This window comes from Caballeronia arvi, from assembly GCF_001544695.2.
In the GTDB taxonomy this organism is placed as follows: domain Bacteria; phylum Pseudomonadota; class Gammaproteobacteria; order Burkholderiales; family Burkholderiaceae; genus Caballeronia; species Caballeronia arvi.
Window position 1 is genome coordinate 94,910 of record NZ_FCOM02000019.1, and the last position, 15,908, is coordinate 110,817.

Annotated in this window: 12 protein-coding genes; 7 read left to right on the forward strand and 5 right to left on the reverse strand. The window is 63.2% G+C overall.

What is annotated here, in order from left to right:
• Positions 1–7 precede the first annotated feature (7 nt).
• Genes AWB74_RS21525 through AWB74_RS21535 form a run of 3 tightly spaced genes read left to right on the forward strand, consistent with a single transcriptional unit; the run spans position 8 to position 5,235 of the window.
• Positions 8–3,187, forward strand: coding sequence for an efflux RND transporter permease subunit (locus AWB74_RS21525; protein ID WP_061148754.1), 3,180 nt, complete (start codon positions 8–10; stop codon positions 3,185–3,187).
• Position 3,188: 1 nt separating this feature from the next.
• Positions 3,189–4,658, forward strand: a complete 1,470-nt coding sequence (locus AWB74_RS21530) for an efflux transporter outer membrane subunit (RefSeq protein ID WP_061148755.1) — start codon at positions 3,189–3,191, stop codon at positions 4,656–4,658.
• A 58-nt stretch (positions 4,659–4,716) separates the two neighbouring features.
• Positions 4,717–5,235, forward strand: coding sequence for a MuF-C-terminal domain-containing protein (locus AWB74_RS21535; RefSeq protein WP_143749294.1), 519 nt, complete (start codon positions 4,717–4,719; stop codon positions 5,233–5,235).
• Between the two features lie 173 nt (positions 5,236–5,408).
• On the opposite strand, the gene AWB74_RS21540 is transcribed toward AWB74_RS21535, so the two are convergent.
• Positions 5,409–6,800: a nucleobase:cation symporter-2 family protein gene (locus AWB74_RS21540; RefSeq protein ID WP_061148757.1), complete on the reverse strand. Its 1,392-nt coding sequence runs from the start codon at positions 6,798–6,800 to the stop codon at positions 5,409–5,411.
• A 335-nt stretch (positions 6,801–7,135) separates the two neighbouring features.
• On the opposite strand from AWB74_RS21540, the gene AWB74_RS21545 reads away from it, so the two are divergent.
• The 4 genes from AWB74_RS21545 (at position 7,136) to fghA (ending at position 11,922) form a co-directional block, all read left to right on the forward strand.
• Complete coding sequence (locus AWB74_RS21545; RefSeq protein ID WP_061148758.1) at positions 7,136–8,581, forward strand: xylulokinase; 1,446 nt, start codon at positions 7,136–7,138, stop codon at positions 8,579–8,581.
• 105 nt (positions 8,582–8,686) lie between these two features.
• Positions 8,687–9,916: an AGE family epimerase/isomerase gene (locus AWB74_RS21550; protein ID WP_061148759.1), complete on the forward strand. Its 1,230-nt coding sequence runs from the start codon at positions 8,687–8,689 to the stop codon at positions 9,914–9,916.
• A gap of 36 nt (positions 9,917–9,952) precedes the next feature.
• Positions 9,953–11,059, forward strand: coding sequence for an S-(hydroxymethyl)glutathione dehydrogenase/class III alcohol dehydrogenase (locus tag AWB74_RS21555; protein WP_061148760.1), 1,107 nt, complete (start codon positions 9,953–9,955; stop codon positions 11,057–11,059).
• A 14-nt stretch (positions 11,060–11,073) separates the two neighbouring features.
• On the forward strand, positions 11,074–11,922 hold the full coding sequence (gene fghA, locus AWB74_RS21560) for an S-formylglutathione hydrolase (RefSeq protein WP_061148761.1): 849 nt from the start codon (positions 11,074–11,076) through the stop codon (positions 11,920–11,922).
• Positions 11,923–12,649: 727 nt separating this feature from the next.
• On the opposite strand, the gene AWB74_RS21565 is transcribed toward fghA, so the two are convergent.
• Genes AWB74_RS21565 through AWB74_RS21580 form a run of 4 tightly spaced genes read right to left on the reverse strand, consistent with a single transcriptional unit; the run spans position 12,650 to position 15,723 of the window.
• Entirely contained in the window at positions 12,650–13,438 is a 789-nt protein-coding gene (locus AWB74_RS21565) for a metal ABC transporter permease (RefSeq protein WP_061148762.1), read from the reverse strand.
• An 8-nt stretch (positions 13,439–13,446) separates the two neighbouring features.
• Entirely contained in the window at positions 13,447–14,334 is an 888-nt protein-coding gene (locus AWB74_RS21570) for a metal ABC transporter ATP-binding protein (protein ID WP_061148783.1), read from the reverse strand.
• Positions 14,331–15,230 carry a metal ABC transporter solute-binding protein gene (locus AWB74_RS21575; protein ID WP_096032027.1) on the reverse strand — a complete coding sequence of 300 codons (900 nt, stop codon included), beginning with the start codon at positions 15,228–15,230 and terminating at the stop codon, positions 14,331–14,333. Before AWB74_RS21575 ends, AWB74_RS21570 begins: the two co-directional genes overlap by 4 nt.
• A gap of 34 nt (positions 15,231–15,264) precedes the next feature.
• On the reverse strand, positions 15,265–15,723 hold the full coding sequence (locus AWB74_RS21580; protein ID WP_061148763.1) for a Fur family transcriptional regulator: 459 nt from the start codon (positions 15,721–15,723) through the stop codon (positions 15,265–15,267).
• Positions 15,724–15,908: the final 185 nt, after the last annotated feature.

The following is a 15,908-nucleotide window of genomic DNA, read 5'->3' on the forward strand; positions in this document are numbered from 1 at the left end:
ACGCCTCATGGCCAAATTTTTTATCGATCGCCCCATTTTCGCGTGGGTGATCGCCATCATCATGATGCTGGCGGGCCTGGCGTCGGTGACGTCGCTGCCGGTCGCGCAGTATCCGACCATCGCGCCGCCTGCGATCCAGATCACCGCCGTCTATCCGGGCGCTTCGGCGCAAACGGTGGAAAACACCGTCACGCAGGTGATCGAGCAGCAGATGAGCGGTCTCGACCACTTGCTGTACCTGTCCTCCACGTCCGATGACACCGGCACCGCGACCGTCACGCTGACGTTCGCGGCCGGCACCAACGCGGATATCGCGCAGGTGCAGGTGCAGAACAAGCTGCAGCTGGCGACGCCGAACCTGCCGCAGGTGGTGCAGCAACTGGGCATCACCGTGGCCAAGTCGAGCAGCAGCTTCCTGCTCGTGCTGGCGTTCGTGTCCGAAGACGGCAGCATGAGCCGCGACGACCTCGCCAACTACGTGGCCTCGAACGTCCAGGACCCGATCAGCCGCCTCAACGGCGTCGGCACGGTGACGCTGTTCGGCTCGCAATACGCGATGCGCGTCTGGCTCGATCCGAACAAGCTCAACAAGTTCAGCCTCACGCCGATCGACGTGCAGAACGCGCTGCAACAGCAGAACGTGCAGGTTGCGGCCGGCCAGTTGGGCGGCACGCCCGCGGTACCGGGCCAGTCGATGCAGGCGACCATCACCGAGGCGACCCTGCTGCGCACGCCGGAGCAGTTCGGCAACGTGCTGCTGAAGGTGAACCAGGACGGCTCGCGGGTGCGCATCAAGGATGTGGCGCGCGTCGATCTCGCCGGCGAGAACTTCAACTTCGAGACGCAGTACAACGGCAAGCCTGCCGCCGGCTTCGGCATCCAGCTCGCGACCGGCGCGAACGCGCTCGCGACGTCCAATGCGGTGCGCGCGAAGATCAATGAGCTCTCGAAGTACTTCCCGCACGGTCTCGTCGTGAAGTATCCGTACGACACGACGCCCTTCGTCAAGCAGTCCATCTCCGACGTGGCGGTGACGCTGTTCGAAGCGATCGTGCTCGTGTTCCTCGTGATGTATCTGTTCCTGCAGAACCTGCGGGCGACGCTGATTCCGACCATCGCCGTGCCGGTCGTGCTGCTCGGCACGTTCGCGATCATGGGGGCGGTTGGCTTCTCGATCAACACGCTGTCGATGTTCGGCCTTGTGCTCGCAATCGGCCTGCTCGTGGACGACGCGATCGTGGTCGTGGAGAACGTCGAGCGGGTGATGACCGAGGAGGGCCTGTCACCGAAAGAGGCGACTCGAAAGGCGATGGGGCAGATCACCGGCGCGCTCATCGGCGTTGCGCTCGTGCTCGCGGCGGTGTTCGTGCCGGTCGCGTTCACGGGCGGCTCGGTCGGCGCGATCTACCGGCAGTTCTCGCTCACCATCGTCTCCGCGATGGGCCTGTCGGTCTTCACCGCGATGGTCCTGACACCGGCGCTCTGCGCGACCTTGCTCAAGCCGCTGCCGAAGGGCCACGAGGAAAAGAAGACGGGCTTCTTCGGCTGGTTCAACCGCACTTTCGCGAAGAGCCAGGAGAAGTATCACAGCGGCGTCGCGCATGTGCTCAGACGTTCGGGACGCTTCCTGATCGTCTATCTGGTGATCATCGTCGGCGTCGGCATGCTGTTCAACCGCTTGCCGAAGGCGTTCCTGCCTGACGAGGATCAGGGCACGATGTTCGTGCTCGTGTCGACACCCGCCGGCTCCACGCAGGAAATGACGCAGCGCGCGCTGGACGATGTGTCGGATTACCTGCTGAAGAAGGAAAGCACCGTCGTCGATTCCGTCTTCACGGTGAACGGCTATAGCTTCGCGGGACGCGGCCAGAACTCGGGCCTCGTGTTCGTGCGGATGAAGGACTTCGACAAGCGCTCGAAGGCGGACGAGAAGGTGGGAGCACTGGTGGGCCGCACCTACGGTCACTTCGCGGGCTACAAGAACGCGCTCGTGTTTCCGGTCAACCCGCCTTCCATTCCCGAACTGGGCACCGCCGCGGGCTTCGACTTCGAACTTCAGGACCGTGCGGGCCTGGGTCACGAGAAGCTCATGGAAGCGCGCGCGATGCTGCTCGGCATGGCCGCGAAGGACCCGTCGCTTGCACAGGTGCGTCCGAACGGCCTGAACGACACCGCGCAGTTCAAGGTGAACATCGACCGGGAGAAAGCGCAGGCGCAGGGTGTGGACCCGTCGACGATCGACCAGACGTTCTCGATCGCTTGGGCGTCGAAATACGTGAACAACTTCCTCGATACGGACAGCCGGATCAAGAAGGTGTACATGCAGAGCGACGCACCATTCCGCATGTCGCCGGAAAACATCAACAACTGGTACGTGCGCAATACATCGGGATCGATGGTGCCGTTCTCGTCGTTCGCGACCGGCGAATGGAGCTACGGTTCGCCGAAGCTTGAGCGCTACAACGGTCTTTCGGCGATCGAAATCCAGGGTGTCGCGGCGCCGGGCAAATCGACCGGCCAAGCGATGACCGCGATGGAAGCGCTTGCGGCGAAGCTGCCGCAGGGTATCGGCTACGAATGGACAGGGCTGTCGTATCAGCAGATCCAGTCCGGCTCGCAGGCGCCGATTCTCTACGGCATCTCGATTCTCGTCGTGTTCCTGTGTCTCGCGGCGCTGTATGAGAGCTGGTCGATTCCGTTCTCCGTGATCATGGTCGTGCCGCTCGGCGTGCTCGGCGCGCTGCTCGCGGTGTCGTTACGCGGTCTGGAGAACGACGTGTTCTTCCAGGTCGGCCTGCTGACGACGGTTGGCCTGTCCGCGAAGAACGCGATTCTGATCGTCGAGTTCGCGCGCGACCTCCAGATATCGCAAAAGATGGGGCCGATCGAGGCGGCGATGGAAGCGGCGCGCCTGCGCCTGCGCCCGATCCTGATGACCTCGCTCGCGTTCATTCTCGGCACGATGCCGCTCGCGATCAGCAACGGCGCGGGCTCGGCGAGCCAGCATGCAATCGGCACCGGCGTGATCGGCGGCATGGTGACCGCGACCTTCCTCGCGATCTTCATGGTGCCGATGTTCTTCGTCGTCGTGCGCGCGCACTTCGGCGGCGACAAGGAAGACGCTGCGACGGCGCTCGCGCGGTACGAGGAGCAACGGCGCGCGCAACAAGGCAAGGAAGGACATTGACATGCGTAGACTTACCCTGATCGCAATGGCGGCCGTACTGGCGAGCGGCTGCACGATGGCGCCGAAGTACGAGCGCCCTGCCGCGCCCGTGACGGCAAATTTTCCGACGGACGGTGTGTACGCGACGCAGCCGGGCGCTGCGGGCGCGCGCAGCGCCGGCGGCGTGGCGGCGGCCGATATCGGCTGGCGCGATTTCTTCGTCGATGCGCGGCTGCAGCAGGTCATCGACATCGCGCTGAAGAACAACCGCGATCTTCGCGTTGCCATGCTCAACGTGCAGGCCGCCCAGGCGCAATACCGCATCGTGCGCTCGGAGCTGTTCCCGACGCTCGCGGCGCAAGCCGGGCAGAACAAGCAGCGCACGCCGCGGGATATGTCGTTCTTCAACCAGACGATCTCGAACCAGTATTCGGTCGGGCTGAACGCGTCGTGGGAAATCGACCTGTTCGGCCGCGTGCAGAGCCTGAAGGATCAGGCGCTGGCGAAGTACTTCGCGACCGCGTATGCGCGCAAGGCAGCGGAGATCTCGCTGGTGTCGCAGGTGGCGACGCAGTATCTGCAAGTGCTGCAAGCCGATGACCTGCTCGCCGTCACGCGGCAGACGCTCAAAAGCGCCAGCGATTCGTACGGCATCGTGAAGCTCCAGTTCGACAACGGCACGGCGTCCGACCTGGACCTGAGCCAGGCACAGACGGTGATGGAAAGCGCGGCGGCGAATCTGCAGTCGCAGGAGCGTGCGCGCGCGCAGGCGGTGAATGCGCTCGTGCTGCTGCTGGGCGAGCCGATGCCGGCAGATCTGCCGGGCGGCCTGCCGCTCGGCGGTCAGAACCTGCTCACGGACATTCCGGCAGGCCTGCCCTCGGATCTGCTGTTGCGCCGTCCGGACATCATGGAGGCGGAGCAGAATCTGCTGGCCGCCAACGCGAACATCGGCGCGGCGCGCGCTGCGTTCTTCCCGAGCATCTCGCTGACGGGCAACTTCGGCACGCTGAGCCCGACGCTGGGCGGGCTGTTCAAGGCGGGCTCCGCGGCGTGGGGTTTTGCGCCGACCATCACGTTGCCGATCTTCGAGGGCGGGCAGAACCTCGCGAATCTCGATCTCGCGCACATCCAGAAGAGGATCGAGGTCGCGCAGTACGAGAAGGCCATTCAGTCGGCGTTCCGTGACGTGGCCGATGGGCTCGCCGCGCGCGGCACCTACGACCAGGAGATCGCCGCGCTCGAGCGCGACACGGCGGCGCAGCAGCGGCGGCTGGATCTGTCGACGCTGCGATACCGGCAGGGCGTCGATAGTTATCTCGGCGTGTTGACGGCGCAGCAGGATCTGTATTCGGTGCAGCAGACGCTGATTACGGCTCGCACGCAGCGGCTGTCGAATCTCGTGACCTTGTATCAGGCGCTGGGTGGCGGATGGATCGAGCGGACGGGGGATCAGCCGCGGGCGGTGGATGCTGTGGCTACGAACTCGTGAGATCGAACAACACCTCGGAGGTGGAACAACCACTTCCGAGGCGTTTTTCGTTATGCCGATGGAAGACCCCAACTACCGAGAGTTGCTCGGCCTGGTCATGCAGGCCAATATGGCGGGAATTGCGGAGCACAGCCGCATCATCGTTGTCGGGAAAACCCCGCCAGTGCTGCTCGCATTGCCGGGGTTAGCCATCAGCCAACTGCCGCTCGTGATTACAGGAAAGGTGATCGACAAGGTGCATTTCGATCATGGCATCACTCGACCGGTGCTGGAGCGTCTGTACGACACGATTGCCCGGCCGAAGGCGATTTATCGATCGGAAACCGCAGGCGGGGCAGTGGTCGTTACGTTCGAGGTCCGTCCCGTGTCGTTACCGGTGATCGTTGCGTTGCATCCGGGAAAGCAACTCGGGCGCAAAGCATGCAACGTCATCGCGAGCATCTACGCGAAGGATTTCGCGGGAATCGAAGAAGTATGGAAGAAGCGCGGATTGTTGCTTTGGGAGCTGAAAAGAAAATGCCCCGCTGGCGTCACGACAACAGAGGCTCTGATTGCCAAGTGTGGGACGACGCCTTGAAGCTTAGCGAGGCGAACTCAGTTTAGCAAAAAGCTAACTTCCGAGCCAGCGATCGCACTGTCTGTGACAGAAACCCGCTTCCTTCAGGCGAGCATTATTCAAAAAAAACGCCGCGGCTCCCACCGCGGCGCATAACGCAAACAGCCAGCAAGCACTTTCCAGCGACCAACTCCTTAGTGCGCGTCGCCCGCATGAGCCGCGCCTTCGAACTCGTGCGCGGCCTCGATCGCATCGCGTCGCGCCTCACGTTCCTTGCGCACGCCGTTGAACACGATGTTCAGCACCACCGCCGTCACCGAAGCCAGCAAGATCCCGCTATGCAGAATCGGTTCGAGCGCGTGCGGCAGTTGCGTGAAGAACTTCGGCGCGACGACCGGCACCATCCCCATCCCCACGCTCACCGCGACGATGAACAGGTTGTGCTGGTTCTTCGAAAAGTCCACGCGCGACAGCGTCTTGATGCCGTTCGCCGCGACCATGCCGAACATCACGATGCCCGCACCGCCGAGCACGAACGGCGGCACCGAAGCGACGACCTGCGCCATCTTCGGGAAGAGGCCGAGCACGACGAGAATCACGCCGCCCGTCGCGCAGACGAAGCGGCTTTTCACGCCCGTCACGCCGATCAGACCGACATTCTGCGAAAACGACGTATGCGGAAACGAGTTGAAGATGCCGCCGATCAGCGTGCCGAGCCCATCGACACGCAGACCGCGCACGAGCGATTTCTGATCGACGGGACGCTCGACCAGATCGCCGACCGCGAGAAACATGCCCGTCGATTCGATGAACGTCACGAACATGACGATGACCATCGTCGCGACGGAAAGCGCATCGAAATGCGGCAGGCCGAAGTGAAACGGCAGCACGATGCCGACCCACGGCGCGTGCGCGACGCCATCCATGTTCACGCGGCCGAGCATCGCGGCGATGCCGAAACCCACGACGATCCCGAGCAGCACCGAAATATTCGCGATGAAGCCGCGCGCGAACTTGTTGATGAGCAAAATCAGCGACAGCACGACGAGCGACAGCAGCAGAAACACCGGATTGCCGTAATCGGGATTGCCGATGCCGCCCGCCGCCCAGTTGATGCCCACGCCCATCAGCGAGAGCCCGATCACCGCGATCACCGTGCCGACCACGACCGGCGGAAAGAAGCGCAGCAGCTTGCCGATCATCGGCGCGAGCACGATGCCGATCACGCCCGCCGCGATCGTCGCCCCGAACACGTCGAGAATGCCGAGCGAGGGATTCGTGCCGATCGCGACCATCGGGCCGACGGCGGCGAACGTGCAGCCCATGATGACAGGCAGGCGGATGCCGAAGATCCACAGCCCGAGCGTCTGGATCAGGGTGGCGATGCCGCACGAAAACAGGTCCGCGCTGATGAGGAACGCGACCTGATCTTTCGGCAGGTTCATCGCGGCGCCGAGAATCAGCGGCACAGCGACCGCGCCCGCGTACATCACGAGAACGTGCTGGATGCCGAGCGTCAATAACTGGCCGGTCGGCAACCGTTCGTCGACGGGATGCACCCTTGAATCTGTCGAACCCAACGCCATGTCTCTCTCCTTGTTTGCCAATCCATTTGAATGGCCTCCAAGTTAAGTGCATCAAAAAGCACAAACAAGACCGCAGGGCGCTATACGTCGCGTTCGCGGGGCGATATGGGTTTTGCGCGCCACCGGTGGCGCAAACCAGCGCGAGCCTTTGCCGCAAGGGGTTTGACGCATGTGCAAGGAATTTCGTCGCGTGACGGAAGGCCGCCATCTTCGGGTGCTCGTTATGATGTTCATCACGCCGCGCGTATAGTCCGTTTTTCGCCTTCATCGCGCGATGGCGGGGTATACCCGCGATTTACGCGTTTTCCCTAACGTCTTTTCAGTCTCGACATTCCATGCGTTTTTTAGGCATCGATCTCGGTACGGGCTCTCTGAAACTCGCCATCATCGACGAAGACGGGCGCGAAACCGCGTTCGCGAGCGCGTCGTACGCGGTGACGAGCGCGCGTCCCGGCTGGGCAGAAACCACCGTCGATGCGTGGTATTCGGCGCTCGTCAATGCCGCCGCGCGCCTGCCCGCGAACGAGCGCGACGCGGTGCGCGCGATCGGCTTTTCCGGGCAGATGCACGGCGTCGTACCGGCCGCAGCCGATGGCCGAGCGTTGCGCGCCGCGATGCTCTGGCCCGACACGCGCGCCCGCGATCTACTCGACGCCTGGAGTCTGCCGCAACCGAATCCGGTTGCGCCCGGCATGGCGGGGCCGTTGTTGCGCTGGCTCGTGCAGAACGAACCGCAGGTCGCCGCCGAAACGCGCTGGGCCTTGCAGCCGAAAGACTGGCTGCGCGCGAAGCTCGGCGCCGCCGCTTCCGGCGGCTTCGTCACCGATGCATCCGATGCCTGCGCCACCGCGCTCGCGATGCCCTCCGGCGCATGGGACGATGCGCTCATCGAGCGGCTCGGCTTGCCGCGCGCGTGGTTCGCGCCGCTCGCGGCATCGCATGAAAGCGGCGGCGCGTTGTCGGACGAAGCAGCGTCGGAACTCGGCTTGCGCGGCGGCATTCCGCTGGCCGTCGGCGCGGGCGATACACCGTGCGCCGCGCTCGGCAGCGGCCTGTCATCCGACGGCGATGCGCTGCTCACCACCGGCACCGGCGGCCAGATCGTCGTGATGTGCGACGAAGCGCCAATGCCCGTTCACGGCCTGCATACCTATCGCGCGGCGACTGGCGCGTGGTATCGCATGGCGGCGATGCAGAACGTCGGCGTCGCGCTGGAAGCGGTGCGCGGCTGGCTCGGCTATGCGTCGTGGCCCGAAGCCTACGACGACGCGTTCGCCGCGAACGCGAGCGCATCCGTGAGCTTCCTGCCGTACCTGAGCGGCGAACGCTCCCCGTGGATGAACCCGGACGCGCGCGGCGGCTGGCTCGGTCTCGGCCTCGACGACACGGGCGGCACGATGATGCGCGCCGCGTTCGAAGGCGTGGCATTCGCATTGGGTGCGGGACTCGATGCGATCCGCCACAACGGCACACCACTCGATTCGATGCTGCTCGCGGGCGGCGGCTCGGTCGATCCGCGCTGGCGGCAGTTGCTCGCCGATGCCCTGCGCGTCGAGCTGCATGCCGTCGATTGCCCGAACGCCGCGACGCGCGGCGCGGCGATCCTCGGCGGCATCGCGGCGGGCCACTGGCGCGTGGATGATCTCGCAGCGCTCGCGCCTGGCGCCACGCTCGCCGCGACGCCGCGCGCGGATGCATCGCTCGATGAACGGTTCGCGCGGTTCATCGATCTGTACAAGCGTGCCGAAGACTGGTTCACGCCGAAGCGCAAGTCCGCTTAAACTTGGGCGCTCTGCCGTATCGCGTCGCCATTCCCGCTCATGAAGCGCGGCTTCATATGAGCGGGCCATGATGTTTGCTTCATCACGACAACATCGACATCTGCCATGCCCACATCCTCACCGTCGCATCCGGACGCTTCGCCACCCGATTTCCGTTCGCGTGAGTTTCTGCTCGATCACGCATTGCGCACGATGACCTTCTATCACCCGCACTGCATGGACCCGGCGGGCGGCTTCTACCACTACTACAAGAACGACGGCACGGTCTACGACCGCGCGTCGCGTCATCTGGTGTCGAGCACGCGCTTCGTCTTCAACTACGCGATGGCGTACAAGCATTTCGGGCTCGATGAATATCGCGGTGGCGTGGCGCATGGCGTCGAATACCTGCGCGAGTTCCATCGCAATCCGCACACGGGCGGCTATGCGTGGACGCTGAACGGCCGCGACGTCACCGATGCGACGAATCATTGCTACGGCCTCGCTTTCGTCATGCTCGCGTATGCGAAGGCGGTCGAAGCCGGTTTCGACGAAGCGCGCGCGTATCTCGACGAAACCTGGAACGTGATGGAGACGCGCTTCTGGGACGCGCAGCACGGCCTCTACAAGGACGAAGCAAGCGCGGACTGGCGGGTGTCGGACTATCGCGGCCAGAACGCGAACATGCACACTTGCGAGGCGCTGCTCGCCGCGTTCGAAGCGACGGGCGAAGCGCGTTATCTCGATCGCGCGGCCTTGCTCGCCGATAACATGGTGAACCGTCAGGCGTCGCTTGCGGGCGGGCTCGTGTGGGAGCATTACAGGCCAGACTGGTCGATCGACTGGGACTACAACAAGGGCGATCGCAGCAACATCTTCAGGCCGTGGGGCTTTCAGCCGGGACATCAGACGGAATGGGCGAAGCTGCTGCTGATCCTCGATCGTCATCGGCCAAATGAGTGGCATGCCGTGCGGGCGCGCGAACTGTTCGACCGCGCGCTGGCGCTTTCATGGGATCACGAGCACGGCGGCATGGTGTACGGTTTCGATCCCGACGGCAAGTTCTACGACGAGGACAAATACTTCTGGGTTCAGGCGGAATCGTTTGCAGCGGCGGCCTTGCTCGCGGATCGTGTGCAACGCGACGGCGATGCCGCGCAGGCCGCACGCTACTGGAACGACTACGACCGTCTGTGGACCTATAGCTGGAAGCATTTCGTCGATCACAAGTGGGGCGCCTGGTATCGCATACTCACGCGCGACAACCGCCAGTACAGCGACGAGAAAAGCCCGGCTGGCAAGACCGACTATCACACGATGGGCGCATGTTACGAAGTCCTGAACGTCGTGCGCTGAAGACATTCAACACATTCATAACCTGGGAGTTCAACGATGAAGACGAAAGCAGCAATCGCATGGGAAGCCGGCAAGCCGTTGACGATCGAGGAAGTCGATCTCGAAGGTCCGCGCGCGGGTGAAGTGCTGATCGAAGTGAAAGCGACGGGCATCTGCCACACCGATTACTACACGCTTTCCGGCGCCGATCCGGAAGGCATTTTCCCTGCGATTCTCGGGCATGAAGGCGCGGGCGTGATCGTGGACGTGGGGCCGGGCGTCGGCACGTTGAGGAAGGGCGATCACGTCATTCCGCTCTACACGCCGGAATGCCGGCAGTGCAAGTTCTGCCTGTCGCGCAAGACGAATCTCTGTCAGGCGATTCGTTCGACGCAGGGCAAGGGCCTGATGCCCGATGCGACATCGCGCTTCTCCCTCGATGGCAAGCCGTTGTTCCATTACATGGGGACGTCGACGTTTTCGAACTACATCGTCGTGCCTGAGATCGCGGTGGCGAAAGTGCGTGAAGACGCGCCGTTCGACAAGATCTGCTACATCGGCTGCGGCGTGACGACGGGCGTCGGCGCTGTCGTGTATTCGGCGAAGGTCGAGGCGGGCGCGAATGTCGTCGTGTTCGGTCTCGGCGGCATCGGCCTGAACGTGATTCAGGGCGCGAAGATGGTCGGCGCGGACAAGATCATCGGTGTCGATATCAATCCGGGGCGTGTGGAACTGGCGAAGAAGTTCGGCATGACGCACTTCATCAACCCGAAGGAAGTCGAGAACGTCGTCGACCATATCGTGCAGTTGACCGATGGCGGCGCGGATTACTCGTTCGAGTGTGTCGGCAACACCACGCTCATGCGTCAGGCGCTGGAATGCACGCACAAGGGCTGGGGTCAGTCGTTCATCATCGGCGTGGCGGCGGCGGGTCAGGAAATCAGCACGCGTCCGTTTCAGCTCGTCACCGGCCGCGAGTGGAAGGGCTCGGCGTTCGGCGGCGCGCGCGGCCGCACGGACGTGCCGAAGATCGTCGACTGGTACATGGAAGGCAAGATCAACATCGATGATCTGATTACGCACCATCTGAAGCTGGAGCAGATCAACGACGGCTTCGACCTGATGAAAAAGGGCGAGTCGATCCGCTCGGTCGTCATTTATTGAGCGAGGAGAAATCGATGCTGGAACTCGTGGAAGAACATCGTTGCTTCGATGGCGTGCAGCGCGTCTATCGTCACGATTCGCGGACGATCGGCCTGCCGATGCGGTTCTCCGTTTTTCTGCCTGCGCGGGCGGCGTCGGGAAAGGTGCCGGCGCTGTTTTATCTCGCCGGTCTCACGTGCACCGAAGAGACGTTTCCGATCAAGGCGGGCGCGCAGCGTTACGCCGCCGAGCATGGCATCGCACTGATCGCGCCGGACACGAGCCCGCGCGGCGCGGATATTCCCGGCGAGAAAGATGCGTGGGATTTCGGCGTCGGTGCGGGGTTCTATGTCGATGCGACGCGCGAGCCTTGGGCGCAGCGTTATCGGATGTATTCGTATGTGACGCAGGAGTTGCGGGACGTGGTGCTTGCGGAGTTGCCGGTGCGGGAGGATCGCATCGGTATCTTCGGGCATTCGATGGGCGGGCATGGTGCGCTCGTTCTTGCCTTGCGCAATCCGGGTCTTTATCGCAGTGTGTCGGCGTTTGCGCCGATTGCGGCGCCTTCGTTGTGTCCTTGGGGCGTGAAGGCTTTCACGGGCTATCTTGGCGATGATCGCGCGGCTTGGGCGCAATACGATGCCAGTGAGTTGATTAAGAGCGATGCGGCGGCGCGGTTCGAAGGCGGTATTCTCATCGATCAGGGACTGGCTGATCAGTTTCTCGCGGAGCAGCTTTATCCCGAGGTGTTCGAGCGCAATGCGCTAGCTGCGGGGCATAAGGTGACCGTGCGGCGGCATGAAGGTTATGACCACGGGTACTTCTTTATTTCGACGTTCGTCGGGGAGCATGTCGCGCATCATGCGCGGGTTTTGTGTGGGTGATTTTTTGGTTTTTGTTGTTGCTTTCTTTGGCGTGGAATCCTGATTTCGCGGTGGTTTATTAGCGTTGCCCCTGTGCGGGGCGGCACCTACTTTCTTTGCTGCTGCAAAGAAAGTAGGCAAAGAAAGCAGCTCTCCCCATCCTAAGCACTTCACGCCGGCCGCGGCACAGGCGATTGGCTGAATGGCACCCAGAGTAGCGAGTTTTCTCACAAAACTCGCCGGGCTTGGATCGCGCACGGTCTGACACATCGCACCGCATTACTGACTGGTTCAGCACCTTATAGCTCCGGCCCGCTTCGCGGCCGACGGGTCAATCGGGTTTGCGTGCGCTTCTGCGCTAATGCGTCCATCTCACCGCAGTCGTGAACTGTTGGTTTCCCTTGCATGCCCTTCGGCAGCGCGCAGCGCTGTGCCGGAGCTATTTCTGCTGAACCAGCATGCTTAACGTTATCGGGCGGCAGACCGTGCGCGATCCACGCCGCGTTAGACCTTCGAGAACACTCGCTACTCCGGGTTCCATTCAGCCAATCGCCTGTGCCGCGGCCGGTGTGAAGTGCTCAGGCTGGGGATAGCTGTTTCTTTGGTTACTTTCTTTGCGTCGACCAGAGTTGGCGCTTTAGCGCTTACTCTGGTCCCGAGCAAAGAAAGTGACTGCCGCCCCGCATAGGGGCGAAGCTAATAAACCAACACCAAAACGGGATCCGGCGAAAACAAAACAAAAAACCCCTCAATGCCCCCGCCGCCCGAGCAAACTCGCGCCATACACAAGCGCCGCAAGCATGGTGATCCAGAAACTCGTCGGCCAGTCGGTGTAATAGGCGAGTGTGAGCCCGACCCAGGCTTGCCCGAGCGCGAACATCGCCGCAAGCATCAACCCCGACGATAAACGTGTCGTCACGTTCTGCGCCGCCGCCGCCGGTCCGACCATCAACGCAAAAACCAGCAACACCCCAACGATCTGCGTACAAGCCGCAACCGCGAGCGCAGTGATCGCGAGAAACAGCACCGATACGAGCCGCAGCGACACACCCTTTGCTTCCGCAAGCTCCGGCTGCAACGACGCAAACAACAGCGGCCGCATGATGAACGCCAACGCCCCGAGGCTCACGACGGCAAGCCCCGCCAGCACGACCAGCGTTTCATGGCTCACGCCAAGCACGTTGCCAAATAAAAGCGCCGTGGCCTGCGTCGCATACGCGGTGAAGAAATGCAGAAAGAGCAACCCAAACCCGAGCGAAAGCGAAAGAATCACGCCGATCGCGACATCGCGGCCCGACAGACGCTCGCCGAGCGCGCCCATGCCGACACCCGCCGCGAGCGTGAAGCCGACCATGCCCCAGAGCGGCGGCATGCCGAGCAGCACCGCGCCTGTCGCGCCCGTGAAGCCGACGTGCGATAACGCGTGCCCCGCGAACGTCTGCCCGCGCAGCACGAGAAAGTATCCGACGATCCCCGCCAGCACCGCGACGATCCCCGACGCCGCGAAGGCGTTCACCATGAAGTCGTATTCGAACATTGCGCTTTCTACTTGGCGTGACTGTGACTGTGACCGTGATCGTGCTCATGACCGTGGTCATGCTCGTGCTCGTGTTCGTCGCCTTCTTCGTGCGCATGATCGAGCTTGTCGATCTCGACATCGCCCGACATCACGAAGATGCGCCCATTCACGCGCATCACGTCGATGGGCGAGCCGTACAGCCGCGAGAGCACCGGCTTCGAAATGACCTCGTCGACGGTGCCGAGCGCCGCCCGCCCGCTGCCGAGATAGAGCACGCGGTCGAGCGAATTCAATAACGGATTGAGCTCGTGCGCGGAGAACAGCACGGTGATGTTCAGTTCGCGCTGCACGCGCCGCACGAGTTCGACGACGCCCGTCTGATGCCGCGGATCGAGACTGATGAGCGGTTCATCGAGCAGCAGCAGCCGCGGATTGCCGAGCAGACATTGCGCGAGAAGAAGCCGCTGGCGCTCTCCGCCCGACAGTTCCGACAGCGGACGCGATGCCAGTTGATGTGCACCGACCAGCTCGAGCACGCGCTCGACATCCGCACGGATGCGCGCATTGCGATGCGGCAGCCCCCAGTGATGCCCGTCCGCCGCCATCGCGACGAAATCGCGGCCGAGCACGCGGCGGTTGGCAAGGCCGGTGCGGATCTGCGGCATATAGCCGATCGACGCATTGCCACGCACGACCGCCTCGCCGTTCACGCGGATCGATCCGCTCTTGAGTGGCACGAGCCCGAGCAGCGCGCGCATCAGCGTGGTCTTGCCCGCGCCGTTCGGTCCGAGCACGCCGATGAACTCGCCGTTGCGCACGGTGAAGCTGGTGTCGTTGAGAATCTCGCGGCCGCCGAGCGCGAGCGTCACGCGGTCGACTTCGAGCGCGGCTTGCGTCGTTGTTGCGGCGTTCATCGTTGCCATCCTTGCAGCGCGCCCGCGAGCGCGTCGAGCTGCGACTGCATCCATTGCTGATATGTCTTCTTCGCGGGCAAGGTTTCCGTCACGCTGACGCTCGGCACATGCGCGTCCTTCGCGACGTCGAGCAGCCGCTTCGTCAGCGCGCCCGTCGCCTGGCTGTTGTAGATGAGCACGTGCACGCGACGCTCGCGCAGGTCTTTTTCGAACGCGGCGATATCGGCGGCGCTCGGCTCGGTCTCGTTCATCTCCGCCATCTGGAAGCGCTGATTGCGCATCTCGAAGCCGATCGCATCGGCCATGTAGCCGAACACCGGCTCGGTCGCGGTGACCGGCACGCCTTTGTAGTGCGCCTTCATCTGCGCGACGCTCGCGTCGATGGGCTTCAGCGTGTCGAGAAAGGCCGCGAGGCGCGCGTCGTAATCGCTCTTGTGCGACGGGTCCGCGCTCGACAAATACGCGCTCACCGCTTTTGCGACGGCAGGCATCGTCGACGGGTCGTACCAGAGATGCGGATTGTCGCCGGCCTTCTTGCCGACGAGCTGCGCCGCGACAATCACCGTGCGCTTGTCGCTGCTTCGCGATACCGCGAGCAGCTTCTCCATCCACGGATCGTAGTCCGCGCCGTTATAGACGACGAGCGCCGCGTGCTGCAATAAACGCGCGGTCTTCGGGCTTGCTTCGAAGAGATGCGGGTCCTGGTCCGGATTGTTGAGGATGCTCGTCACCTGCACGTGATCGCCGCCGAGCTGACGGATGACATCGCCGTAAAAATTCTCTGCGGCGACGACCGGCACACGCGCCGACTGCACCGATGGCGACGATTGCGCCGAAGCCACATTGCAGAAGCCGAGCGCGATGGCGAAGCAGGTCAGGACGTGCGCGAATTTCATCGAGTTCCTCTTGTTATGGTGATGGGTCACGTGCTCAGACATCGCGATGCTTCTTCTGACAGTCGGCGCACAGCCCGCTCAACTCGACGACCTGGTGATGCACCTGAAAGCCGTGCGCGGGCGGGCTCGCGGACAGCGACGAAGCAAGCTCGCGGCCCTGGATTTCGAGCGTGTTGCCGCATTCGTCGCAGATGAGGAACTGGCTCTCGTGCGGCTTGCCCGCGTCGCAGCACGCGATGAACGCGTTCTTCGATTCGATGCGATGCACGAAGCCGTTCTCGACCAGAAAGTCCAGCGCGCGATACACGGTAGTCGGCGGCACGCGCGCGCCGCGTTGCGGCTCCATCGCGTCGATGAGGTCGTAGGCGCCGATCGGCTTGTGCGCCTTCAGCACGAGTTCGTACACCTGGCGGCGCAGCGGAGTGAGCGCGACGCCGCGTTCGGCGGAGAGGGCTTCGGCGCGGGCCAGCATGGTTTCGACGGATGCGGTCATGTCATGACGGCCACGGTGACGCGGCCTCGGCAAGGTAGGACGATTTGGCGATGATATAACGTATCACACCATCATGCACACCCCGGGGTGCTTCTTTCTTCATCGACGCGGAACGTCGCTTGCTCTGCGAAGCCTTGCCAGACGGGTTTTCCCGAGGTTCCGGACGATTGCGCGATGCAGCATCG

Bases quoted from the DNA above. Each gene is read 5' to 3' on its own strand.
- AWB74_RS21570 (WP_061148783.1), bottom strand. From the start codon at position 14,334: ATGAACGCCGCAACAACGACGCAAGCCGCGCTCGAAGTCGACCGCGTG.
- AWB74_RS21530 (WP_061148755.1), top strand. From the start codon at position 3,189: ATGCGTAGACTTACCCTGATCGCAATGGCGGCCGTACTGGCGAGCGGC.
- AWB74_RS21545 (WP_061148758.1), top strand. From the start codon at position 7,136: ATGCGTTTTTTAGGCATCGATCTCGGTACGGGCTCTCTGAAACTCGCC.
- AWB74_RS21580 (WP_061148763.1), bottom strand. From the start codon at position 15,723: ATGACCGCATCCGTCGAAACCATGCTGGCCCGCGCCGAAGCCCTCTCC.
- AWB74_RS21550 (WP_061148759.1), top strand. From the start codon at position 8,687: ATGCCCACATCCTCACCGTCGCATCCGGACGCTTCGCCACCCGATTTC.
- AWB74_RS21575 (WP_096032027.1), bottom strand. From the start codon at position 15,230: ATGAAATTCGCGCACGTCCTGACCTGCTTCGCCATCGCGCTCGGCTTC.
- AWB74_RS21540 (WP_061148757.1), bottom strand. From the start codon at position 6,800: ATGGCGTTGGGTTCGACAGATTCAAGGGTGCATCCCGTCGACGAACGG.
- AWB74_RS21535 (WP_143749294.1), top strand. From the start codon at position 4,717: ATGGAAGACCCCAACTACCGAGAGTTGCTCGGCCTGGTCATGCAGGCC.
- AWB74_RS21565 (WP_061148762.1), bottom strand. From the start codon at position 13,438: ATGTTCGAATACGACTTCATGGTGAACGCCTTCGCGGCGTCGGGGATC.
- AWB74_RS21555 (WP_061148760.1), top strand. From the start codon at position 9,953: ATGAAGACGAAAGCAGCAATCGCATGGGAAGCCGGCAAGCCGTTGACG.
- AWB74_RS21525 (WP_061148754.1), top strand. From the start codon at position 8: ATGGCCAAATTTTTTATCGATCGCCCCATTTTCGCGTGGGTGATCGCC.
- fghA (WP_061148761.1), top strand. From the start codon at position 11,074: ATGCTGGAACTCGTGGAAGAACATCGTTGCTTCGATGGCGTGCAGCGC.